General features: G+C 72.8%; 7 protein-coding genes. 6 read left to right on the forward strand and 1 reads right to left on the reverse strand.

What is annotated here, in order from left to right; all coding sequences use genetic code 11:
* Positions 1-10 precede the first annotated feature (10 nt).
* Entirely contained in the window at positions 11-2,191 is a 2,181-nt protein-coding gene (locus tag ABZ845_RS10175; RefSeq protein ID WP_360975692.1) for an alpha-galactosidase, read from the forward strand.
* A gap of 70 nt (positions 2,192-2,261) precedes the next feature.
* Here the strand turns inward: ABZ845_RS10175 and ABZ845_RS10180 are convergent, their stop codons facing one another.
* Positions 2,262-3,479: a saccharopine dehydrogenase C-terminal domain-containing protein gene (locus ABZ845_RS10180; RefSeq protein WP_360975695.1), complete on the reverse strand. Its 1,218-nt coding sequence runs from the start codon at positions 3,477-3,479 to the stop codon at positions 2,262-2,264.
* Between the two features lie 209 nt (positions 3,480-3,688).
* Between ABZ845_RS10180 and ABZ845_RS10185 the strand changes: the two genes are divergently transcribed.
* From ABZ845_RS10185 to ABZ845_RS10205, 5 genes are all read left to right on the forward strand, one after another.
* Entirely contained in the window at positions 3,689-4,453 is a 765-nt protein-coding gene (locus ABZ845_RS10185) for a TetR/AcrR family transcriptional regulator (protein ID WP_360975698.1), read from the forward strand.
* A gap of 264 nt (positions 4,454-4,717) precedes the next feature.
* Positions 4,718-6,442 carry a fatty acyl-AMP ligase gene (locus tag ABZ845_RS10190; RefSeq protein WP_360975701.1) on the forward strand — a complete coding sequence of 575 codons (1,725 nt, stop codon included), beginning with the start codon at positions 4,718-4,720 and terminating at the stop codon, positions 6,440-6,442.
* A 137-nt stretch (positions 6,443-6,579) separates the two neighbouring features.
* Positions 6,580-20,403, forward strand: coding sequence for an SDR family NAD(P)-dependent oxidoreductase (locus ABZ845_RS10195; protein ID WP_360975704.1), 13,824 nt, complete (start codon positions 6,580-6,582; stop codon positions 20,401-20,403).
* Positions 20,404-20,878: 475 nt separating this feature from the next.
* The gene (locus ABZ845_RS10200; RefSeq protein WP_360975707.1) at positions 20,879-23,140 is read left to right on the forward strand and encodes a thioester reductase domain-containing protein; all 2,262 of its coding nucleotides are present in this window, start codon (positions 20,879-20,881) and stop codon (positions 23,138-23,140) included.
* On the forward strand, positions 23,137-24,276 hold the full coding sequence (locus tag ABZ845_RS10205) for an alpha/beta fold hydrolase (RefSeq protein WP_360975710.1): 1,140 nt from the start codon (positions 23,137-23,139) through the stop codon (positions 24,274-24,276). Before ABZ845_RS10200 ends, ABZ845_RS10205 begins: the two co-directional genes overlap by 4 nt.
* The last annotated feature ends 13 nt before the right edge of the window (positions 24,277-24,289 follow it).

The raw sequence follows: 24,289 nt of genomic DNA on the forward strand, positions 1-24,289 counted from the left end.
AGGACTCCGTATGTCCGAATCCACCGCGCGGATCCTCGCCCTGCGTGCGGCCGGCGCCTGCTTCGTCCTGGAGCTGGCGGAGCCGGTGCCCAGGGTCCTGCACTGGGGCGCCGACCTCGGCGACCTGCCGGAGTCCGGGCTGGAGGCTCTCGCCCTGACCGGTGAGCCCGCGATTCTGAACAACTCCATCGACATCCCGCGCCGGTTCACCATCTGGCCCACCGAGGCGGACGGATGGCTGGGCACTCCGGCCCACGCCGGCCATGCGGCCGGCACCCGTGCCGCGCCCCGTCCGAGCCTGGTCGGGGCCTCGCACCGCCCTGCGGCCGAGGGCGGGGAGCTGGACGTGCTGCTTGCCGACCCCGCCACCGGGCTCGACGTCACCGTCACCTACCGGATGGAACCGTCGGGAGTGCTGACCGTGCACAGCACGATCACCCGGCAGCAGGACGCCGAGCCGGTGCCGTACGACCTGGCGCAGGTCACCACGCTGCTGCCGCTGCCCCGGCGGGCCGCCGAGATCCTGGACTTCACCGGCAAGTGGAGCCGCGAACGGTCCCCGCAGCGCCGCCCGCTCGGCTTCGGGACGTACACACGGGAAGTGCGACGCGGCAAGCCCGGCCTGGACTCGCCCTACCTGGTGACGGCCGGGGTACCAGGCTTCGGCTTCCGCGAGGGCGAGGTATGGGCCGTGCACGTCGCCTGGAGCGGCGACCAGCGGTATGTGGTCGAGCAGCTGCCGGAGGGCGCTGGCACCCACGCCGCCGTGCTCGGCGGCGGAGAGCTGCTGCCCGCCGGGGAGATCCGGCTCGCCCCCGGCGACTCGTACACCACGCCGGTGTGCCACTTCGCCTGGTCCGGCGAGGGCCTCGACGGGCTCGGTGACCGCTTCCACGCGCTGCTGCGCTCCCGGCCCACCCATCCGCGCAGCCCCCGCCCGGTGATCCTCAACAGCTGGGAGGCGGTCTACTTCGACCATGACCTGGACCGGCTGCTGCGGCTGGCCGACACGGCAGCCGAGGTCGGGGTCGAGCGCTTCGTGCTGGACGACGGCTGGTTCCGCGGCCGTCGCTCGGACAACGCCGGGCTGGGGGACTGGACCGTGGACCCGGTGGTGTGGCCGGAGGGCCTGACACCCCTGGTGGACCATGTGCGGTCGCTCGGCATGGAGTTCGGCCTGTGGGTCGAGCCGGAGATGGTCAACCTGAACTCCGATCTCGCCCGGGAACATCCCGACTGGGTGCTCGGCCCGGCCCGCGGCGTCGGCCCCTCCGCCCGCCACCAGCACGTCCTGGACCTGGCCAACCCCGAGGCGTGGGACTACCTGCTGGGCGCGCTGGACGAACTCGTGGCCAAGAACGGCATCGCCTGTCTGAAGTGGGACCACAACCGGGAACTGCACGAGGCCGTCCACGGCGGCGTCGACCGCCCGGTGGCACACGCCCAGGTGCTCGCGCTCTACAGGTTGCTCGACGCCCTGAAGGAACGCCACCCGGCACTGGAGATCGAGAGCTGCGCCAGCGGCGGCGGCCGGATCGACCTCGGCATCCTCGCCCGGACCGACCGGGTGTGGGCCTCGGACTGCATCGACCCGGTGGAGCGACAGACCATCCAGCGGTGGACCGCGCAACTGCTGCCGCCCGAACTGATCGGCGTCCACGTCGGCGCCGGCGCCAGCCACACCACCGCCCGGATCAGCGCCGACTCCTTCCGGCTGGCCACGGCCCTGTTCGGGCACGCCGGCATCGAGCAGGACATCACCCGCTGCACCCCCGAGGAGCTCGCGCGGCTCGCTGCCTGGACCGCCCTCTACCGGGAACTGCGGCCGCTGCTGCACAGCGGCCGCACGGTCCGCGCCGACCTCGGCGGTGACGCGACGCTGCTGCACGGAGTCGTGGCGCACGACCGGTCCGCCGCGCTCTACTGCTGGGCCCGGGTGGCGACGTCACCCGAGGGTCAGAGCGGACGCGTACCGCTGCCCGGCCTCTACGCCGCCGCGACCTACCAGGTGCGCGTGCGCACCGAACTCGGTCTGCCGTCCTTCCACCAGACCTCGGGCCCGGCCTGGCTGCCCGCGGCGCTCGACGGATGGCTGCCCCTGCCCGGGGCGGTGCTCGCCGTCGCGGGACTGCCCATGCCCAATCTCAACCCCGACCAGGCCCTGCTGCTCGAGGTGCGGCGGAGCGACTGAGCCCGGTGGGCCGGACCGCGGGCAGGCGGCGCGGTCCGGCCCACCGGGTGAGGAGCCCGGGCTGCCGGGTTCACTGCTCCCGTATGCCCCAGGGCGACCCGTACTCCGTCAGCAGATCGAGGAAGGGCCGGGCCGCGAACGCCTCCGGACCGAGGACACCCGCCCCGGACCAGGAGCCCGCGGCGACCAGTTCGAGGGCGACGACCGGATTGACCGCCGTCTGCCACACCACCGCCTGGCAGCCGTACTCCGCCATGGACCACTGGTTGTCGACCACGTGGTACAGATACACCTCGCGTGGCGCACCGTCCCTGGTGCCGCGTACCCAGGTGCCCGCACAGGTCTTGCCGTGCATGCGTTCACCCAGCGTCGCGGGGTCCGGCAGACATGCCGCGACGACGTCCCGGGGCGACACGGCGACCGGACCCTCCGCGCCCGGCACCGTCACCGGGGCGGTGCGGTCCAGGCCCAGCAGGTGCAGTGTCTTGAGCGTCTCGATGAACTCCCGGCCCAGCCCGTACTTGAACGTGACGCGGCGGGCATCGACCCAGCGCGGGACCAGCAGCACCTCCTCGTGCTCCACGTTCACGCACTCGACCTCGCCGATGCCCTCGGGGAAGTCGAACACCTCGGGCTCGCTGAAGGGCGCCGTCGTGAACCAGCCGCGTTCGGCCTCGTACACGACGGGCGGGTTCAGGCACTCCTCGATCGTGGTCCAGATGCTGAAGGACGGCGCGAAGTCGTAGCCGTCCACGGTGAGGTTCGCGCCGTCGCGGATGCCGATCTCGTCGATCTCGTCGAAGAGCTCATCGGCGGCGTACCGGGCGAACACGTCCGACAGGCCCGGCTCCACCCCCATGCCGACCAGTGCCAGCGCTCCCGCGTTCTCCCAGTCCGCCGCCCGCGCGAACTGCTCGTCTCCGAGCTTGACCCCGCACTCCTCGTACGGCCGCTGGGCGTGCGGCCGGGACAGCGACATCGCCATGTCGAGGTAGGTGGCTCCCGCCGCCTGCGCCGCCTGGAAGAGGGGCATGACGAACCGCGGATCGGTGGCATTGAGCAGGACGTCGCAGCGGTGCCGCGCCAGCAGGGCGGCCACCGCCGCCTCGTCGCCCGCGTCCACGGTGTCGGCAGTGAATCGTCCGTCGGCGCCCAAGGCGGCGACCGCCGCCTCGGCCCGCGCCGGGTCGTAATCGGCGATGACCATCGCCTCGAAGAACGCTCGCCGGGCCGCGATCCGGGTGATCGCCGTACCCACACCGCCCGCTCCCACCAGCAGTACCCGCATGGCAGTGACTCCCTCTCGGTCTTGCTTCTGTCCGTCTCTCGGGTTTCTCGACATCCCGCTGTGCCGACATGTCGATCTTTCCGGCGGACCGGAAAGGCGAAGGCGCGCCCTTGGCCGCAGATACAACGCCCGGCACTCGGGTAAGGTCAATGGCGTTGGCATAAGGCCGTGCGACACGGCACGGGGCCGGGTGAGGCGAGGAGGCCGGGATGCCGAAGCAGGTGGTGCCCGAGGGGCAGCGGCGGCGGCGCCGTCCGACCAAGAGCGGCACCGTGCTGTCCGAGGACCTGATCGTCCGGACCGCGCTGCGGATGCTGCGCGAGCACGGCAGCGCCGGACTCACCGCCCGGCGCCTGGGTGCGGCGCTCGACTGCGACCCGAGCACGCTCTACCGCTACTTCCGCGGAATGGACGCCCTCGTCCTCGCCATCGGCGACGCCCTCATCGGGCAGGCTCTGCGGGGCTGGGCGCCGACGGGGGAGTGGCGAGCCGATCTGCGCGCCCTCGGGCTGCGTATCCATGCCGCCTACCTCGCCCATCCGCAGGCGGCGCAGCTGACCGCCAGCCGTGTCACCGGCAGGGCGAACGAACTGGCGGCGGACGAGGCGGTCCTGGGCGTGCTGCGCACCGCCGGCTTCCCACTGCCCGAAACGGTGCGCGTCTACCACGCCTTCATCGACCAGACCCTCGCCTTCGCGGCACTGGACGCCGCCTCCCTGGCCCTGCCGAGCAACGCGCTGCGCGCCGACGAGTCCATGTGGGACTCGACATACGCCCAGCTGCCCGCGACCACCCACCCGCACATCGCCGAAGCCGCGCCCCTGCTCGCCACTCGTATGGTCAGCAGTGCCTATCCGACGGCACTCGACATGCTCCTGGACAGCGCTTCGGCTCGACTGGCCATGCTGCAGGGCGCGTTCAAGGGGCCGCTCGCGGAGCGTCAGGACGGACCGGTGCGCACACCCGGTCGGTGACTGTCCGAAAATCCATTTGGACACGCAGGGTTTACACGCGGTCGCTTCACGGAGCGGTGAGACTTGTTATCGTGCTACTCGTTAGTAGCAAGTTGATGGGGGAGCACGGAGGTCGTCGCGGCGTCGCTGCGGCTTGCCGTGCGGGTGGTCGAGACGGGCGGCCTGGCAAAGGGGCCAGGGCGTCCAGGCTTCTGCGCGTACACATCACGCGGCCATCGAACTCCAGTCCCCCCGCTCGTCGATCCTGACAGGTGAAGTCGTCACATGGTTCGCACCCTGTTTCAATTACTGACCGAACACGCCTCGCGACAGCCTGATCGCATCGCATTCCGGTATCTCGTCACGGGCGACTGCGACGGAGAGGTCCAGGAGGTCTCGTACGGCCAACTCGCCCGTCGGGCCCGGGCGATCGCCGCCTGGATCCAGGACCGGGGACTGTCCGGCTCCCGTGTCATGCTGCTCCACCCCTCCGGCGCCGAGTTCGTCTGCGCCTTCCTCGGCTGCCTCGCCTCCGGGGCCGTCGCCGTGCCGGGGGTGCCCCCGCAGGGGCGGTCACAGAACCACCGGGCCCTGATCCGGATGAAGCGGCTGATCGCGGACGCGGACGCCCGGCTGATCCTCGGCGGACGCGAAGTCGTCGGCCTGCTGGACCGGTTGGCGCCGCACCTGCCCGAGCTGGACGGGATTGCCCGCGTCGCTACCGAGGACATCACGGACGACTGGGCCGGCTCCTGGCGCGAGCCCGCTCTCACCGCCGACTCCGTCGCCTTCCTGCAGTACACCTCCGGCTCCACCGCCGCCCCGCGCGGTGTGATGGTGACCCACGGCAACCTGCTGGACAACGAACGCGTCGTCACCGAGCGGATGGGCCACACCCCGGACGCCATCGCGCGCCACGGACACGAGATGTTCGTCAGCTGGCTGCCCATGTACCACGACATGGGCCTCATCGGGCCGGTCCTGAACAACGTCTACCTCGGCGTGACGGCCACCCTCTTCTCGCCATTGCACTTCCTCCAGCAGCCCCAGCGCTGGCTGGACGCCATCACCCGCTACCGCCCGCACACCAGTGGCGGCCCCAACTTCGCGTACGAGCTGTGCCTCAGGCACGCCACGCCGGATCTGGTGGACCGCCTCGACCTCAGCAGCTGGACGGTCGCCTTCAACGGAGCCGAACCCGTACGCGCCGCCACCCTGCGGCGGTTCACCGAGACCTTCGGCGGGGCCGGCTTCCGCCGCGAGGCCGCCTACCCGTGCTACGGCCTGGCGGAGGCCACACTCATGGTCACCGGCGGTTCGGTGGACACCCCGCCGGTACTGCTCGCAACCGACGGCAGCGGCCCGCACGCGGACGACGCGGACGCGGCGGCCGTCGGCTGCGGCCGCCCGGGGCCCGGGCTGACCGTGCTGATCGTGGATCCCGAGCGGCAGGAGGAACTGCCCGAGGGGGAGGTCGGCGAGATCTGGGTGGGCGGTGCCAGCGTGGCGAAGGGCTATTGGCGCAACGCCCTGGCCACCCGCGAGACCTTCCGGGCGACCCCGGCCGGACACGAGGGGCGCTTCCTGCGCACCGGTGACCTCGGGTTCCTGCGGAACGGGGAACTGTTCGTCACCGGCCGCCTCAAGGACCTGATCGTCATCGACGGCCGCAACCACTACCCGCAGGATCTGGAGCTGTCGGCGGAGCTGTCGCACCCCGCGCTGCGGCCCGGCTGCACCGCCGCGTTCTCCGTGGACGGCGGAGCCGAGGGCGAACAGATCGTGGCCATCGCCGAGGTGGCCCCGGAGGCGGAGGGCGAGGCGGAGAAGATCGCCGACCAGGTGCGGGGCGCGATCGGCGAGGCCCATGGACTCTCGCTGCGCGAGGTCGTGCTGGTCCGCCCCGGCACCATCCCGAAGACCTCCAGCGGAAAGATCCAGCGCCGTGCGACCCGGGCGGCCTACCTCGACGGCACGCTGTCCGCGGTCGGGGTGGCCGCCGCGAGCTGACCCGGTCGTGTCGTGGGCGCGTCGGTCCGCGCCCACGACGGCCTGCCGGCAGAGGCGTCTCAGAGCTGTCGTAGAGCCGTCGTAGAGCCGTCGTACGGAAATCACCAGAACCCCCCGCTCCCGAGGACACCTGACCCATGCCTGCGAACGAGTCCCCGAAGCAGTCCCCCAAGACGGCCGCCCTCACGGCAGAGGGCCTGCGCACCTGGCTGACGTCGGCCGTCGCCGAGGCCGCCGGGATCGAGCCGACCGCCGTCGACCCGCACCGGCCACTCGCCGAACTCGGCCTTGGATCACGCCAGTTGGTAACCCTGGTGGCGGCGCTCGCCGAGCGGACCGGGCAGACGGTGGAGCCATCCCTGGTCTTCGACCATCCGACGATCGCCGAGCTGGCCGACGCGCTGCACTCGGGCGCGCTCTCCGTCCCCGGCGCGACTCGCGGTGAACGGAGCGCGACGGCTGGGGACTTGGGACCGAGGGATACCTCGGCACCAGTGGTGAACGGTGACATCGCCATCATCTCCATGGGCTGCCGCTACCCGGGCGGAGCCGACGATCCCGAGGGCCTCTGGCGGCTGCTGAGCGCGGGAGAGGACGCCATCTGCGAGGTTCCGAAGGGACGTTGGGACTCCGAGGGGCTCTACGACCCCGATCCGGAGGCCATCGGCAAGGCGTACACCCTGCGTGGAGGCTTCCTCGACGAAATCGACCGCTTCGACGCCGCCTTCTTCGGCATCTCACCGCGCGAGGCAGCGGCCATGGACCCGCAGCAGCGCCTGCTGCTGCAGACCACATGGGAGACGATCGAGCGCGCCGGTATCGTCCCTCGGACGCTGAAGGGCAGCTCCACGGGCGTCTACATCGGCCTGTACGACAGCGGATACCTCGCCTCGGCCCCGCTCGCTCGGCTCGACGGGCACGTGGGCACGGGAACCGCCCCCAGCGTCGCCTCCGGGCGCATCGCCTACACCCTCGGTCTGCAGGGCCCCGCCGTCACCGTCGACACGGCCTGCTCCTCCTCCCTCGTCGCCCTGCATCTGGCGGCCCGGGCCCTGGCCGGCGGCGAGTGCGACCTGGCGCTCGCGGGCGGCGCGACGCTGCTGGTGACCCCGCGCGGGCATGTCGAATTCAGCAGGCTGCAAGGACTTTCGCCGTCCGGCCGGTGCAGCCCCTTCTCGGCCGACGCGGACGGCGTGGTGTGGGCCGAGGGCTGCGGAATGGTGCTGCTGAAGCGGCTCGCCGACGCCCGGCGCGACGGCGACAGCGTGCTCGCCGTCATCAAGGGGTCGGCTCTCAACCAGGACGGACGCAGCCAGGGCCTGAGCGCCCCGAGCGGACCGGCCCAGGAACGGGTGGTACGCGCCGCCCTGGACGCCGCCGGCCTCGCACCGGGCGACCTTGACCATGTGGAGGCGCACGGCACCGGAACCCGGCTCGGTGATCCCATCGAGATCCGGGCCCTGGCCCGCGTCTTCGGCCCGGACCGGCCGCAGGGGCGGCCCCTCGGCGTGGGCTCCCTGAAGTCGGTCATCGGCCACACACAGGCCGCGGCGGGTATCGGCGGCGTCATCAAGACCGTACTGGCCCTCGGACACGAGACGATGCCCGCGTCCCTGCACGCCGACCCGCCGGCCGAGCACATCGACTGGGCGGGCAGCGGACTGCGCGTGGCCCGCACCGCCCAGGCGTGGCCGCGCGACACGGACCGGGTGCGCCGGGCCGGGGTGAGCGCGTTCGGAATCAGCGGCACCAACGCGCACATCGTCCTGGAGGAAGCGCCGCTCGACGTCGCACGGCCCGCCGGGGAGCGGGCACAACCGCCGTTCAGCACCGGCCTCTTCCCGCTCTCGGCACGCACCCTCCCCGCCCTCGAAGGGCAGGCCGGCCGACTGCGCGCGCTGCTGACCGCCGAACCCCGGCTGCCACTGGCCTCGGTGGCCGCGACGCTGGCCCACCACCGCACCCACTTCGAACACCGTGCCGTCGTCCGGGCGAGCAGCCGGGAGGAGCTGCTCACCGCGCTGGACGCACTGGCCGACGGACGGACGGCAAACGGTGTCGTCGGGGGCCCCCAGCCGCTGTCCCCGCACGGCAAGCTCGCCTTCGTCTTCCCCGGGCAGGGCGCCCAGTGGACCGGCATGGCCCGCGACCTACTCACGCAAGACGCCGTGTTCGCCGGCGAACTCGACCGCTGCGACGCCGCACTGCGCCCCTACACCGAATGGTCGGTCGCGGCCGTGCTGCGCGGCGATCCGGGCGCCCCGTCCCCGGACCGTGTGGAGGTGGTCCAGCCCCTCCTCTTCGCGGTGATGGTGTCCCTGGCCGCCGTCTGGCGTGCCCGCGGCATACGTCCCGACGCCGTGCTCGGCCACAGCCAGGGCGAGGTCGCCGCCGCCTGCGTCGCCGGGGCACTCAGCCTCAATGACGCCGCGGCGGTCGTGGCCCTGCGCAGCCGGGCCCTGAGCGAGCTGTCCGGCACCGGCACGATGGCCGTCGTCGGCCTCGCGCACACGGATGTCGAGGCCCGGCTCGACGAGACGGACGGCCGGGTCTCGGTCGCCGCGGTCAACAGCGGGCGGTCGACCGTGATCGCCGGTGCCGTGGAGCCGCTGGAAGCGCTGCTCGCCGACCTGGAGAAGGAGCAGGTCTTCGTCCGGCGTGTCGACGTCGACTACGCGTCCCACAGCCCCCAGGTCGAACCGGTCCGCGCGGCGGTCCTCGACGCACTCGACGGCGTGGTCACCTGCCCGACGCCCGTCGCCTGGTACTCCTCGGTGACCGGCGAGCAGGTCACCGGGGAACTGGAGGCCGACTACTGGTACACCAACCTGCGCGAACCGGTCCGCTTCGCGGCCACCGCCCGGCGCATGGCCGCCGACGGCTACACCTGCTTCCTCGAACTCAGCCCCCACCCCTCGCTGCTCACGGCCCTGCACACGATCGGCGAGGACCACGGTCACGACCTGGCCGCCATCGGGTCCCTCCGCCGTGATGAGGAGGCCGCCGCCTGCCTCGACCAGGCCACCGCCCAACTCCATGTGCGCGGACGGCAGATCCAGTGGCGCCGTGTGGTCGCCGACGCCGCGCCCGTGGACCTTCCGACCTACGCCTGGGACGCCCAGCGCCACTGGACGGAGCCCGAGCCCGCCGCCGGCGCCCCCGGCCTGTTCGACCGTGCCGCGCACCCGCTGCTCGGCATCCAGCTGCGCTCGGCGGACGAGACGCGCTGGACCTTCCGTAACGAGTGGACCTTGGCCACGGCCGACTGGCTGTCCGACCACCGGGTCTTCGGCAGGACGGTGCTGTCGGGCACCACGATGATGGAGTTGTGCCGCGCCGCCCTCGTGGTGGCATCTCCGGGCGAACCCCTCGACGTCACCGACCTGTTCCTCACCGCGCCCCTCGTGCTGCCGGACTCCGGCGCGGTCGAGGTGTCGGTCGAGGTCGCCGCCGCTGGTCCGGTCCCCGAGATCACCGTGCACAGCCGCCCGCGCACACCGCAGGCGACGGACTGGACGCTGCACGCCACCGCCACCGCCGGCGCCTCCGGTGCCGGTACGGCCATGGCGGACACCGGGCCGCCGCCGGAGTGGCCCGAGAACACCGAGGCCGCCTGGAGTCCGGAGACCTACGAGCGGCTGAGTGGACTCGGCCTCGGCTACGGCCCTGCCTTCCAGGGCGTGCGCGAGGCGGTGGTGACCGGTCCCGGACGGCTGCTGGCCCGCCTCACGCTGCCCGGGACGGCCCGGGACACGACCGACGCCTACCCGGTCCATCCGGCACTGCTCGACGCCGCCCTGCACGTGACCGCCGCGTTCGGGACCTCCGACGGCCGGGCGCTGCTACCGGTGGCGGTGGGCCGCTGTGTCCTGCCGCCGGGCGGCGCCGACGAACTCACGGCCTCCGTACGGCAGGCAGGAGGTTCCGGAACAGATCTCACGCTGGACGTCACGCTCTGGGACAGCGAGGGATTCGCGGTGGGCCGGCTGGAGGGCGTACGGCTGCGGGCCGCGAGCCCCGCGGACCTCGCCGTCGGCGCGGACAGCGCCAGGCACCTGTACGAGGTGGCGTGGACAGCCCTGCCCGAGGGACCCTCCGCCGAGGCGCACGGTGCATGGGCCCTCTTCGGCGACCCGGCCGACCCGGATGTGGAGGCGGTCCGCCGAGGTCTGGAAGCGGCCGGAATCCGGGTACGCGACACCGGCGCCGACGTCCACGTACGGTTCTGGCCGCGACCGGCCGCGGACGCCGAACCGGGCGCCGCGGCGGGGGAGTCGGCGACCGCGGCGCTGGCCGAACTGCGGCAGCTCATCTCTCGCGGCGACCCGCCCGCGCGGACCGTCTGGGTGACCCGCGGCGCGATCGCGGCGGGCGACGGAGACACGGTTGCCGGGCTGAGCCGGTCGGTGTTGTGGGGTCTGGTGCGCAGCGCCCGCGCCGAGCATCCGGACCTCGGGCCGTCCCTGCTCGACCTCGACGGCTCGGCCGATCCCGCGAGCGCCCTCCTGGCGGCCGTCGCCCACCGCCACGAGCCCGAGCTCGCGCTGCGAGAAGGGACCTTGCTCGCCCCCAGGCTCATACGCGCCCGCCCGGCGGAGCCTGCCGGGTCCAGCCGTGTGCCCACGGACGGCACCGTGCTCGTCACCGGCGGCCTGGGAGCCGTCGGCCGCCATGTCGCCCGGCTCCTCGCCGAACGGGGTGTGCCACGGCTGCTCCTGATCTCCCGTCAGGGCCCCGGCGATCCGCGAGCAGAGGCCATCACCGCCGAACTCGCGGCACTCGGCGCGCAGACCGAGCTGGCCGCCTGCGACGTCTCCGACGCCGCGTCGGTCGCCGAACTGCTGCGCGGCGTCGGCGACGAGCTGCCCCTGCGCGGCATCGTGCACTGTGCCGGAGTCCTGGACGACGGGGTGGTGGCCGAGCTGACGCCCGAGCGCCTCGCACGGGTGCTGCGCCCCAAAGTGGACGGCGCCGCCCATCTGCACCGACTCACCACCGGCATACCGCTGGAGCTGTTCCTGCTGGTCTCCTCGGCCGCCGGTGTCGTCGGCAACGCGGGCCAGGCCAACTACGCGGCCGCCAACGTGTTCCTGGACCAACTGGCCCACCACCGGCGCGCCTCGGGCCTGCCCGCGGTGTCGGTCTCCTTCGGCGCCTGGGAGGGCGAGGGACTCGCTGCCGAGCACGCCGACCTGGAGCGCATGGCCCGCCTCGGACACCGTGCCCTCAGTCCGGAGCAGGCGTGCGACCTGATCGAACTCTCACTGCGCCGCGACAGCCCGCATCTGGTCGCCTGGGCGCTGGACCTGCCCCGTCTGCGCCGGTCCGCGGCCGGGTCGGGCGGTGCCACCGGTGCGCTGTGGCGCTCGCTGCTGCCCGCGCCCCGCACGACGGGGAACGGCGCCGGCGTCCTGGCGCACCGGCTCGCACGACTCCCCGGGACCGAGCGCGCCGAACGCGTCCTGGCCCTCGTCCGGGAGGAGGCGTCGCGGGCGCTCGGCCTGCGCTCGGTGGACACCGTCCGCCCGGACCAGCCGCTGCGCGAGCTCGGCATGGACTCCGTGACCGCGGTCGAGCTCCGCAACCGCATCGCCGCCCGCCTCGGTACCCGTCTCCCCGCCACCCTGCTCTTCGACCACCCAACCGCGGCCCGTCTCGCCGCACACCTGACGACCACCGTGCTGGTGCCGGACGACCGCAAGGCCCCGCGCTCCGGCGCGCGCCCGGCACTCCGCGCCGACCGCACCGCCGTACCGACCGACGAGCCGGTGGCCGTGGTCGGCATGGCCTGCCGGCTCCCGGGCGGGGCGGACGACCCCGAAGGGCTGTGGCGGCTGGTCGCCCAAGGCCGTGACGCCGTCGGACCGTTCCCGGCCGGACGCTGGGACGTCGAGTCGCTCTACGACCCCGACCCGGACACCCCCGGCACGTCGTACGCCAGGGAAGGCGGATTCCTGGACGACATCGAGTCCTTCGACGCGGGGTTCTTCGGGATCACGCCGAAGGAGGCGGCAGCCATGGACCCGCAGCAGCGCCTGCTGCTGGAAACCGCCTGGGAGGCGCTGGAGCGCGCCGGGATCGTGCCCGCCCGGCTGGCGGGGAGCGCGACCGGCGTCTACGTCGGCATGTTCGGCAGCGACTACCTGGCGGGCTCCCGGCTGGACCATCTGGACGGTTATGTCGGCACGGGCTCGGCGCTCAGCGTCGCCTCCGGGCGGCTCGCCTACACCCTGGGACTGCACGGCCCCGCGCTCACGGTGGACACCGCGTGCTCGTCGTCGCTGGTCGCGGTGCACCTGGCGGCCCAGGCACTGCGATCGGGCGAGTGCGACCTGGCGCTCGCGGGAGGGGTGACCCTCATGGTGACGCCGGGGACCTTCGTGGAGTTCAGCAGGCTGCGCGGACTGTCGGCGACCGGCCGCTGCCGTTCCTTCTCCGACGACGCCGACGGCGCCATCTGGGCCGAGGGCGCCGGCATGACCGTACTGAAGCGGCTGAGCGACGCACGGCGCGACGGCGACCAGGTGCTGGCGGTGCTGCGCGGCACCGCCGTCAACCAGGACGGCCGCAGCCAGGGGCTGTCCGCTCCCAACGGGCCCGCCCAGGAACAGGTCATCCGGCGCGCCCTTGAACTGTCCGGTCTTGAACCGGCCGACGTCGACTACGTGGAGGCCCACGGCACCGGTACGACGCTGGGCGACCCGATCGAGGCGAACGCCCTGGCCCAGGTCTTCGGCGACTCACGCCCCGAGGGCCGTCCGCTGTACCTGGGCTCGCTCAAGTCCAACCTCGGGCACACACAGGCCGCTTCGGGCGTCGCCGGGCTGATCAAGGTCGTCCAGTCGCTGCGCCACGAGACCCTGCCGGCCACCCTGCACGCGGCCGCACCCAGCCGCCACGTCGACTGGGACGACAGCGGGCTGCGGCTGGTGCGGGACGCGGTGCCCTGGCCTTCGGCGGGGGAGCGGACCAGGCGTGCCGGGATCAGTGCCTTCGGCATCAGCGGAACGAACGCCCACGTGATCATCGAGGAGGCTCCGTCGTCCCTTCGGGCGCAGCAGCCGGAACCGCCGTGCGGTCAGCCCCTGTTCCTCCTGTCCGCGCGCAGCGAGCAGGCGCTGCGGGGACACGCCGCCGCGCTCGCGGGGCGGCTGACCGAGGACGAGAGCGCGCTGCCGGACATCGCCCACACCCTGGCGCGGCACCGCAGCCACTTCGAGTGGCGGGCGCCGATCGTGGCACGGGACCGGGACGAACTGCGCGCCGGACTCGGCGCGTTGGCATCCGGGCGTACGCCGCTCACGGCGCCGCGCGAGGAGCAGCCCGGCAAGGTGGCGTTCGTCTTCTCGGGGCACGGTGGCCAGTGGCCCGGCATGGGCGTGGAACTGATGGACCGGTCGCAGGCGTATCGCGACGAGCTGACCCGCATCGACCAGGCGGTGATGAACCAGGCCGGGTGGTCGGTACTCAAAGCCCTGCGAGCCCCGGAGGAGTTCTCACCCCTCGTGAGGACCGAGTATCTCCAGCCGGTGCTCTTCGCGGTCAACGCGGCACTGGCCGCCGCCTGGCGCTCGCTGGGCGTCACCCCGGACGCCGTGGCCGGCCACAGCCTCGGTGAGATCGCCGCCGCGTACACCGCCGGCGCCCTCACGCTGGACGACGCCGTGGCCGTCGTCACGGGGCGCGCCCAGGCGGTCGTACCGCTCGTGGGCCAGGGCGGCATGGTGTCCGTGGAACTGCCGCTCACCGAGGTCGAGGAACTCCTCGCCCCGTACGCCGGGCGGCTCTTCGTCGCCGCCGTCAACAGCGCCCGCTCAACCGCCGTCTCGGGCGACGCGGAGGCTCTGACAGAGCTGTTCCGCCGGCTCGAAGGGCAGCGGGTTTCCGTACGACGGCTGTCCACCCCGTTCGCCTCGCACACCCCGCTGATGGAACCGCTGCGCGAGAGCCTGCTCGAGCGGTTCTCCGGCATCCGCCCCCTGCAGGCGCCCACCGCCCTGTACTCGACGGTGCTCGCCGAACCCGTCTCCGGCGAGCGGCTGGACGCCGATTACTGGTACGGCAACCTCAGCCGGCCCGTACGCTTCGCGGACACCGTCCGGCGGATGCTGGAGGACGGATACCGCTCCTTCGTCGAACTCAGCCCGCATCCGTCCTTGCTGTCCTCCCTGGAGTCGGTGGCGGCTCAGGCGGGAGTGGACGCGGTCGCCGTCGGTTCGCTGCGCAGGCAGCAGGGCACGGACGATGTACTGCTGTGCGGGCTCGGCGAGTTGTACGGCGCCGGACACGCTCCCGACTGGACGGCGCTGTTCCCGCAGGGGAGCCGCGTCGACCTGCCCACCTACGCCTTCGACCGCGAACGCCACTGGCTGACACCCGCCCCGTCGAGCGCGCCGGGTGCGTCGCCGTTCCTCGCCACCCATGTGGAGTCCAGCGACGTTCCCGGCCTCCACACCTTCCAGTGCGACCTCGACCTGGGAGACAGCCGCTTCGCCTATCTGGCCGACCACCGAGTGGGCGGCGAGGTCTGGCTGCCAGGAGCCGCCTTCCTGGACATGGCCCTGGAAGCCGTTCGCGCGGTGGAGGACGGGCCCGAAGCGCACCTGACCGACGTCAGGTTCCTGACGCCCCTTCGCCTGGACGACGCACGGCCGGTGCGGCTCCAACTCGTGCTGCACCCCGCGGAGGAGGGCTTCCGCGATGTCACCGTGGCGTCCGCGCCCGTCGGTGAGCGACGCACCCGCTGGGAGCGGCACGTCACCGCACGCGTGGCGCTCACCCCCGACACGGCCCCGGCGCTCGTGCCGCTCGCCGCCCTACGGGAACAGTGCGCTGAGGCGGTCGACTTCTCCGCCGTCTACACCCGGCTCGCAGAGCTCGGCATCGACTACGGCCCTGCCTTCCGGGGGCTCGAGGACGGACATGCCACGCGGAACCTGGCCGTCGCACGGCTCGCGGCCCGGCCCACGGCGGGTCACCTGCTGCATCCGGCCGTCCTCGACGCCGCCTTCCACACGGCAGCCCTGCCCGGCAGTGCCCCTCGAGACCGCGCGTTCGTACCCGCGGGGCTCACACGGCTGAGGTTCACCGGACGGCGCGGCACGCCGGCATGGGCGACCTGCCATCCACGGTCCGTCGACGACAGCACCGCCACCATGGACCTGCGGATCTGGGACGAGGAGGAACAACTGATCCTCGAGGCAGAGGAGTTCACACTCGCGGCGCTCCCGGCGCTGAGCGGCGCGCTCTTCGAGACCCGCTGGAAACCCCGGCCCATGCCCGAGGAGCCCGCCACCACGGACAGCTGGCTGATCCTGGCCGACGACAGCGGGGTGGCGGCCGAACTGGGCGAGCGGCTGGCGCAGTTGCCGGTGCCGCATGCCATCGTCCGCAGGGGCACGGCCTTCTCCGCCGAGGGACCGGGCCGATACGTCCTGGACCCCGCCGATCCCCGGCATCTGGCCCGGCTCCTGGACGAGGCGTTCCCCGGCCGAATGCCCGACCGGATCGTCCAGCTGTCCGCCCTGGACGCGCCACCGGTCGCCGACGCCGCCACGGCCGAGGAGTCCGCGCGGCTGTGCTGCCTGAGCACCCTGCACCTCGCGCGGACCCTGGCGGACCGCACCAGGGGCAGGGCGCCACACCTGTCCGTGGTCGTACGCGGCAGCCAGGCGGCCGGTGACAGCACACACGTGACCAACCCGCAGCAGGCGCTGGCGTGGGGCTTCGGCCTCACGCTTGCGCAGGAGCACCCGGAGCTGTCCACCACGCTCATCGACCTGCCGCCCACCGGCGGCGTCGACGCTCTGTGGACGCAGCTGCGGCACGCCGACGACGAACGACTCGTGGCGCTGCGCGCGGAGGGCCGACTGGTGCCCCGTCTGGCCCGCACCCATCCGGACGAGGGCGGTCGCGGCGCGACCGACGCGGACGGCGTGCACCTGGTCACCGGTGGCCTCGGCGGACTCGGCAAGGTGGTCGCCGAACGACTCGTCCGCCGAGGGGCCCGCCGTCTGGCGCTGCTGAGCCGGGGCACCCCCGACGCGTCGGCCAGGAGCTGGATCGCGGACCTCGAAGCACGAGGCGCCACCGTGCACCTGGCCCGTGCCGACGTCGCCGACCGGGACGGCCTCGCGGCGGCCCTGGATTCCGTACGACGACAGCTGGGCCCCATCTCCACCGTGGTGCACGCGGCCGGTGTCCTGGACGACGCCACGGTGGCGAACCTGAGCGACGAACGCGTTCTGCGCGTGCTCGCGCCCAAGGTGCTGGGCACCGCCCTGCTCACCGAACTGGTACCGGAGACCCAGGCATTGATCCTGTTCGCCTCGGCCGCCGGACTCGTCGGCTCCGCGGGGCAGAGCCCCTACTCGGCGGCAAACGCGTTCCTCGACGCCTGGGCGCACCACCTCTCCCGCGGCGGACGCCGGGCGCTGAGCCTGGACTGGGGTGCCTGGTCCGGCGTCGGCATGGTCGCCGAGTCCGGCACCCGGGCCGCCGAGACCACCCGGTCGGGACTGATCGCGTTCACACCACAGGACGGCGGGGAACTGTTCGAGCGGGTGCTGGGCACCTCGCGCCGGCAGCTCGCACCCATGGCGCTGGACTGGGAGATGCTCGCACTCGATCCCGAGGCGGTACGCACACGCCCGGTCCTGGCCGACCTGATCACCGCCCCGACCGGACCGCCGGCACCGGACGACCTGGTCAAGAAGGTCCTCGCCGCCTCCACCGACGAGGACCGCGCCCGCTGGCTGGAGACATACGTACGGACGCGGGTGGGCGAGGTCTCCGGCGGCACGGCGGAGGTGTCCGCGACCACGGACCTGAAGCAACTGGGCCTGGACTCCCTCATGCTGGTGAGGCTGCGCAACGCCTTCAGCCGGGACCTGGGCGTCGAACTCCCGGCCACCGACGTGTTCACGGCGTCCGACATCCGCGGCCTCGCCCGGGCCCTGGGGACGGCCCTGCCCGACCGCGCCACCCCCGTGCCGGAGCGGCCCGCCCATCCCACGACACACGTACCCGAGACCGACCTGCGGCCCTTGACCCGCGACGCGGTACGCCTGCTGCGCAGTGCCCGGCCGGGCATGCCGGACGCGGCACACGCCATCGGCCTCGCCGTGCGGCTCACCACGGCGACGACCCGCGAGGCGCTCACCGCCGCACTCGACCGGCTCGCCGCCCGGCACGCGGCGCTGCGCACCGCCATCGTCGCGAGCGGCGACTCCGGGCGGCAGATGGCGGTACACCGAAAGGCGAACCGGCCGGTGCTGCGCTGGACGACCGCGGACGACGGACTCGACGCCGCCGACCGGCTGCGCCGGCTCCTGGAGCCGGCCTTCGATCTGGCCGACGCCCCGCTGTGGCGGTTCGAACTGGCCGAAGGAGGCGAGCGGGGGCAGGTCCTGGCGTTCGGTGCGCACCACGCCGTCAGCGACCTGCAGTCGCTGCTGCTCGTGGCGGGCGAGATCGACGCCGAACTGTCCGGCACCCCGCTCGGGGACACCGTCACCAACCGCGACATCGACCTGCTCGCCGAAGCCCAGCACAGCGTCGGCGAAAGGCCGGGAGACGAGTGGCGCGAAGCCTTCCACGGCAGCCGGCGGCTCGACCTGACCCTCGCCCGGCCGCGCCCGGCCGCCCGGTCGTACCGGGCCGGGAGCGTCACGGTTCCCCTCCCGGAGGGCCTCATGGAACGCGTGTCGGACGCCGCCGCCCGGCTGTCGATCACCCCCGCCGCCTTCTGCCTCGGCGCCCTCACGGTCCTGCTGGCCAGGAAGCGGGAGCGCGAACGGTTCGTGCTCGCCGTCCCCGTGGACACCCGCGTCCACGCCGACGCGTACGACGCGGTGGGCTACTTCGGGGTGCCGGTGCCGTTCCCCGCCGAGGCCCGGACGGGCGAGCCGGTCGCCGAGGTGCTGCGCCGGACGGACGGGCGCCTGCAACGGGTGCTGGCCAAGGGCGCCATGTTCTCGGACGTCCTGTCCACCCTGGCCCGGCAGGGGCTGTACCGGGAGAACGCGCCGCTGGTGGAGGTCTACTTCAACTACGTGCGCTCTTCACGGCGCCTCACCGCCATGGAGGTGCTGCCCGCCGGCACGGGCTACTCCGACCTCGATCTGATGATCACCATGACGCCGGACGCCGGGTGTGTGCGGTTCGACCACAACCTGGACATCCTGGACGGGCCGGTCACGGCCGAACTGGGGGAGGAGTTCCTGCGCCTGCTCGAGGAGACGGCGGAAGATCCGACGGCGCTCGTGCGGGCCTCGAAGGCGCCCGCCCCCGAGGCCACCGCGACGGCCGCGCCACGCCGCTGTACCGCCCTCGCCGCCACCTTCGCGCTCGGCAACCTGCCGCTGATGTGCGCGACCGCGCTCGGCGACGGCACCGTGGACGGCGGCCCGGACATCGCCGAAGCGCCGTACCACCAGGTGCTCGCCAGTCTCAAGGACCCGTCCGGTGTCTTCGCCGATCCCTCCACGGCCGTGGGCATCGTCCTGCTGCGGGCCACGGACCTCGAACGCTTCGGCCCGGTCGACGACACGGCACTCGCCGAACTGCGCGCCGCCTACCCGGCCGCCCTCAAGGCCCTGTCCGCGCGCACACCCGTGATCGTCGGTTTCATGCCCTCCGCACACGCGCCCGCCCGCCTCGCGCGCTGGGAGCGCGACATCGCGGCCGACCTGGACGGACTGCCGGGCATCGCCGTCCTGGGCCCCGACGACTGGACGCGGCACCACACCGTCGGGGAACGCTTCGACGAACGGACCGAGCGGCTGGCTCATCTACCTTTCACCGCGCCCTTCCAGGCGGCGGTGGCGCTGCGCCTGGCAGAGGTCGTGCGGGCGGTGCTGCGCCCCGCGCCCAAGGTGATCGCGGTGGACGGCGACGAGACCCTGTGGGGCGGCGTCGCCGGCGAGACCGGACCTGATGCGGTCGACCTGACCGGCCCGCGAGCCCTGCTCGCCCGGCGGCTGCTGGGATGGCGGCAGGCGGGCGCCTTGCTGGCGCTGGTCAGCAACAACGACGAAGCCACGGTCCGAGCCGTCCTCGACCGTCCCGACAGCCTGCTGAAGCCCGAGCACTTCAGCGTGCTCTCCGCCGCCTGGGGCCCCAAACCCCAGCGGCTCGCCGACGCGGCGCGCACCCTCAACCTCGGTCCGGACAGTTTCCTGTTCCTGGACGACAACCCGGCCGAGATAGCCAGGATGCGCGCCGCGCTGCCGCAGGTGCTGTCGGTGACCTGCCCTTCATCGGATCAGCTGGAGGACTTCATAGGCCGGTTGTGGCCCCTGGTCCCCGCGGCGGCGACCGCCGAGGACGCGCTGCGCGCCCGCTACTACGAGCAGGAACGGGAACGGGACGCCGCCCGCGCGCAGGCGGGATTCGAGGAGTTCCTGTCCGGGCTGGGGCTGGAGGTGGACATCAGGCCCCTGTCGGACGACGACATGGAGCGGGCCGGACAACTGGTCCGCCGCACCAACCAGTTCACTCTGCGAGCCCGGTCGGAGGACGGCGGCGATCTCGCCCGGTGGCGGGAGCGCGGAGAGGTGTGGACGGCCGCGGCACGTGACCGGTTCGGGGACTACGGCCAGATCGCCCTGCTGGCCGTCCACGCCGACGGTGACCGACTCGACGTACTGGCCTGGCTGATGAGCTGCCGTGCACTGGGCCGCGGAGTCGAGGAACGCCTCCTGCAATGGCTCGCGGACCACGCCGAGGAACGCGGCTGCGCAAAGATCCGCCTGACAGCCGACCACACCCTCCGCAACACCCCCGCCCGCAAACTCCTGTCCGCCTTGGGCGCAGGCCCCCAGGAGGCCCCTCACTTGGAGACGACAACGACACCGGCCCACTTGAGAACATTCCGCTCCTGGGCACCGAACGGAGACGCGCGAAACTCCGCAAGTACCCACAACCCACCCGCGGATACAGACACGCCGGGACCGGAATAGGGGCGCGGGGAACCGCGCAATTCCCCACCACGCACCCGCAGGTATCGACGTTCCGGCACACGAACGGGGGCGCGGGGAACCGCGTAAATCCCCACAACGCACCCGCAGGTACGGGCGCGCCGGGACCGGAACAGGGGCGCGGGGAACTGCGCAATTCCCCACCACGCACCCGCAGGTATCGACGTACCGGCACACGAACGGGGGCGCGGGGAACCGCGTAAATCCCCACAACGCACCCGCAGGTACGGGCGCGCCGGGACCGGAATAGGGGCGCGGGGAACTGCGCAATTCCCCACCACGCACCCGCAGGTATCGACGTACCGGCACACGAACAGGGGCGCGGGGAACTGCGCAAAATCACCACCACGCACCCGCAGTCGACGACGCACAAGAACCCCCCGACAGGGGCGCGGGGAACTGCGCAAAACACCCCCAAGCAGCCGCAGGCAACGACGCACAGGCAGAAAGACACGACATGACCAACCACCCAAGCTCGGACGCCGAGTCGATCGAACACGGCCCGGCCATGACCGTGACCGACCTCCTGGCCAGGCTGGCCGCAGCCACCCCCGCACCAGCCACCACCCCGCAGGACACGAACACCCTGGCCGCGACCATCGCCACCACCGCGTCCCGCTACCTGCCGGGCGGCCGGCACCTGTCTCCTGACGCGGACTTCTTCGACGCCGGAGGCACCTCCGTGCACGCCGTGGAGCTGGTCGCGGAGCTGGAGCGTGAGCTCGGCATCGAGTTCGACTTGGACGAGGTGTTCGCCGACGCCCGACCCGTCAGCCTGGCCAGGCGCTGCCTGTCCATGCCGGCAACAGTCACTCCGGCGCACCAGGAGCCGGCCGCGCCGGCCCCGTACACCCCACCGGCCCCCCACGCCCCGTACACACGAGCGCGTCGCGAGGACCTCGACCAGATCCTCGCCGACCTCGCCCTCGCCGACCGCCTGCCCTTCACCGACGTGCCCGAGCCGCTGCCGCCTCGGCGGATCCTGCTGACCGGGGCGACCGGCTTCCTCGGCAGCCATATGCTGCTCGATCTGCTGCGGCACAGCGACGCCCATGTGTACTGCCTGGTCCGCGCCGCCGACGAGGAGGCCGCGCTCGACCGGCTCGGCGCGGCGCTCACCGGCTACTCGCTGCCCTGGTCGCCGGAGGTGCGCCGCCGGGTGACCGTGCTGCCCGGCGACATCCGGCAGCCACGGCTCGGCCTGCCCGACGAGCTGTGGCACACCCTGGCCCATGAGCTGGACAGTGTGGTCGGGGTCGCGGCGGCCGTGGACTTCCTGCGCGGCTACCGGTCACTGCGGACCAGCAATGTCCTCGGCACGCTGGCGCTGGCCGAACTCGCCGCCACCGGCCGCCCGAAGCCGCTGCACCACATCTCCTCGATCGCGGTCTTCAACGAGGTCGGGATCACGGCCATGGGCGAGGACGACCCGCTCGCCCACGCCGACCGTCTCATCTCCGGCTACGACCAGTCCAAGTGGGCCGCCGAGGTGGCTCTGCGCCGCGCCCGCGACCACGGTCTGGTCGTCACGGCCCTGCGCCCGGGCGGAATCGGCGGCCACACGAGGACCGGCGCCTACAACCCGCAGGATCTCAGCAGCGGCCTGATCTCCGCCTTCGGCCGCTTTCGCACCGTACCCGCCTTCCGGTATCTGAACGCGGCGCCGGTCGACTGGGTGAGCCGGGTGGCGGTCGCCGCCGTCTGCGAGCCCGACGCCTGGGGCTACGACTACAACCTCACCGGCGTGCCGAACACCCTCGACGACGTCGTACGCGACATGGCGCTCGGCGGCATGCACGTCCGGGTCCAGGACTGGGACGAGTGGCGCATGGACACCCTGGCCCGGCTGGAGGCCGAACCGGTTCCCCAACTGGCCTTCCTGACAAGGGTGCTGCAAAGCCCCACCGCGCTGAAGCTGTGCGAGGCGACCCTCAAGGGCCCGGCGGCCGTCGCGGAACGCACCGACGCGCTCGTGGCGGCGCTGGGCCTCACACCCGCGGCCCGCTATGACGCGCGGGCCCAGCTGAAGACGTTCGAGCGGCTCGCCCAGGACGGCCTCGCCCGGCTGCCGCACAAGGACGACCCGCCCTATCTGTGGTTCACCGAGACGACCGGGGGCACCGTGGGCCCCGTCGGTGCGCCCGCCGACGCCCCCACCGCCTGCTCCATGGCGCTGACCCTCTCCATCGCCGGGATGTACCAGCTGGTGAAGGAGCGCAGGCTGGACGTGACCGGCGAAGTCCTGTGTACCGCGGTGCACCCGGGGCCCCTGAGCGTCGACAGCGGCGACGTCTGGATCCGCCCGGAGGAGGGAATCCCGCAGCACCACGGACTTGGGCATCAACTCCTCCACTACCGCCTGCTGTTGCGCGACGGCGACGGCGGACGCTGGTGGCTGGAGGGCCGCAAGTACGCACGCGCCCGGCGCGACCTGTGGCGGCAGACCCGCGCGCTGGCCGTGGAGATCGGCCGCGAGGGTGAACCGGCGAGCCTCACGGGGGAGGTCGTCGTGCCGGCCGACAGCTATGTCCGCGACCAGATCGACGGCATCCACGCCGACCCCCGTCTGACCGGCCAGGAGCAGCGTGCCGCCAAGCTGACCTGGCTCGCCTGGTTCGGCCTGGAGATGGGACGGGGCCTGCTCGGGCCCTTCACCCGCGCCGCGGCCGAGCTGCTGGATCTGCGCCGCACCCCGAACCGCACGGAGACCCGCCGATGATCTTCAGAACTCCGAACCCCCGCCCCGCCCCGCACGCACTCCGCAAGGTCAGGACCACCGCGGCCCTGCGCCCGCTCTGCCACCGTCTCGACCCGGCCGCCGTCGAGGAGATCCCGTTCCGGGCCGGGGACGGCGTCCGGCTCGGCCTGACCCGGGTGGGCGGCGGCGGGGCGGACCGGCCCGCCGTGCTGCTGCTGCACGGACACACCGCGTCCGCCGACATGTTCCTGCTGCCCGAGACGCGCAACCTGGTCGACGTCCTCCTGGACAACGGCTACGAGCCCTGGCTGCTGGACTGGCGGGGCAGCTGCCGGCTGCCGTACAACGAGACCGGCCGGCGGTACACCTACGACGACGTCGCCCTGTACGACATCCCCGCGGCCGTCTCCCGCATCCGCGAACGCATCGGGGACCGCCCGCTGTTCGTCGTCGCCCACTGCATCGGTTCCATCGCGCTGTCCCTGAGCATGACGGCAGGGCTGGTGCCCGGCCTCGCCGGCGTGGTGTCCCAGGGGGTCTTCCTGACACCGAAGCTGGCGGGCCGTACCTCCTTGCGCATGTCACTGGCGGCGGAACTGCTGAAGACCCGGATCGACCACATCCCGGTCGACTTCCGCAGGGTGGGCCTGTGGTCGAAGTACACCCCCCTGTTCGCACTCGCCTCCCGCAGGGCGAGCTGCCCGGACCCGACCTGCCAGATCCTGCACAACTCTGCCTGGGGCACCGGAGCCTCGCTCTTCCTCCACGAGAACCTGGCCGACGCCACCCATGACCGGCTCGCCGAGCTCCTCGGGCCCGCGCCGCTGTGGATCCTGCCGCATCTGCGCCGCATCGAGCTGGCCCGGAGCGTGGTCCGCTGGCACGACACCGACCACCGCTACCGGTCGCTGCCGCCCAACGCCCTGGACGCGGCCGGACGCATCGACACCCCCGTCCTGCTGCTCGCGGGCAGCGAGAACGGGTTGTGGCTGGACTCCCAGAAGCTCTGTCACGACGTCCTCGCCCGGCGGCAGCCGCAGCTGGAGGTGACCTACACCGAAATCCCCGGCTATGGCCATCTGGACACATTCCTGGGCAGGGGAGCCGCCCTCGACGTGTTCGGTCATATCCTCGAATTCCTCGGCGCACGACGGTGACGGCCGGACCCGG

It is taken from the genome of Streptomyces sp. NPDC047022, assembly GCF_040644155.1.
In the GTDB taxonomy this organism is placed as follows: Bacteria; Actinomycetota; Actinomycetes; order Streptomycetales; family Streptomycetaceae; genus Streptomyces.

What these genes read in the sequence shown, in the direction of transcription:
- ABZ845_RS10175 (WP_360975692.1), top strand. Translation starts at nt 11, where the DNA reads ATGTCCGAATCCACCGCGCGGATCCTCGCCCTGCGTGCGGCCGGCGCC.
- ABZ845_RS10180 (WP_360975695.1), bottom strand. Translation starts at nt 3,479, where the DNA reads ATGCGGGTACTGCTGGTGGGAGCGGGCGGTGTGGGTACGGCGATCACC.
- ABZ845_RS10205 (WP_360975710.1), top strand. Translation starts at nt 23,137, where the DNA reads ATGATCTTCAGAACTCCGAACCCCCGCCCCGCCCCGCACGCACTCCGC.
- ABZ845_RS10195 (WP_360975704.1), top strand. Translation starts at nt 6,580, where the DNA reads ATGCCTGCGAACGAGTCCCCGAAGCAGTCCCCCAAGACGGCCGCCCTC.
- ABZ845_RS10190 (WP_360975701.1), top strand. Translation starts at nt 4,718, where the DNA reads ATGGTTCGCACCCTGTTTCAATTACTGACCGAACACGCCTCGCGACAG.
- ABZ845_RS10185 (WP_360975698.1), top strand. Translation starts at nt 3,689, where the DNA reads ATGCCGAAGCAGGTGGTGCCCGAGGGGCAGCGGCGGCGGCGCCGTCCG.
- ABZ845_RS10200 (WP_360975707.1), top strand. Translation starts at nt 20,879, where the DNA reads ATGACCAACCACCCAAGCTCGGACGCCGAGTCGATCGAACACGGCCCG.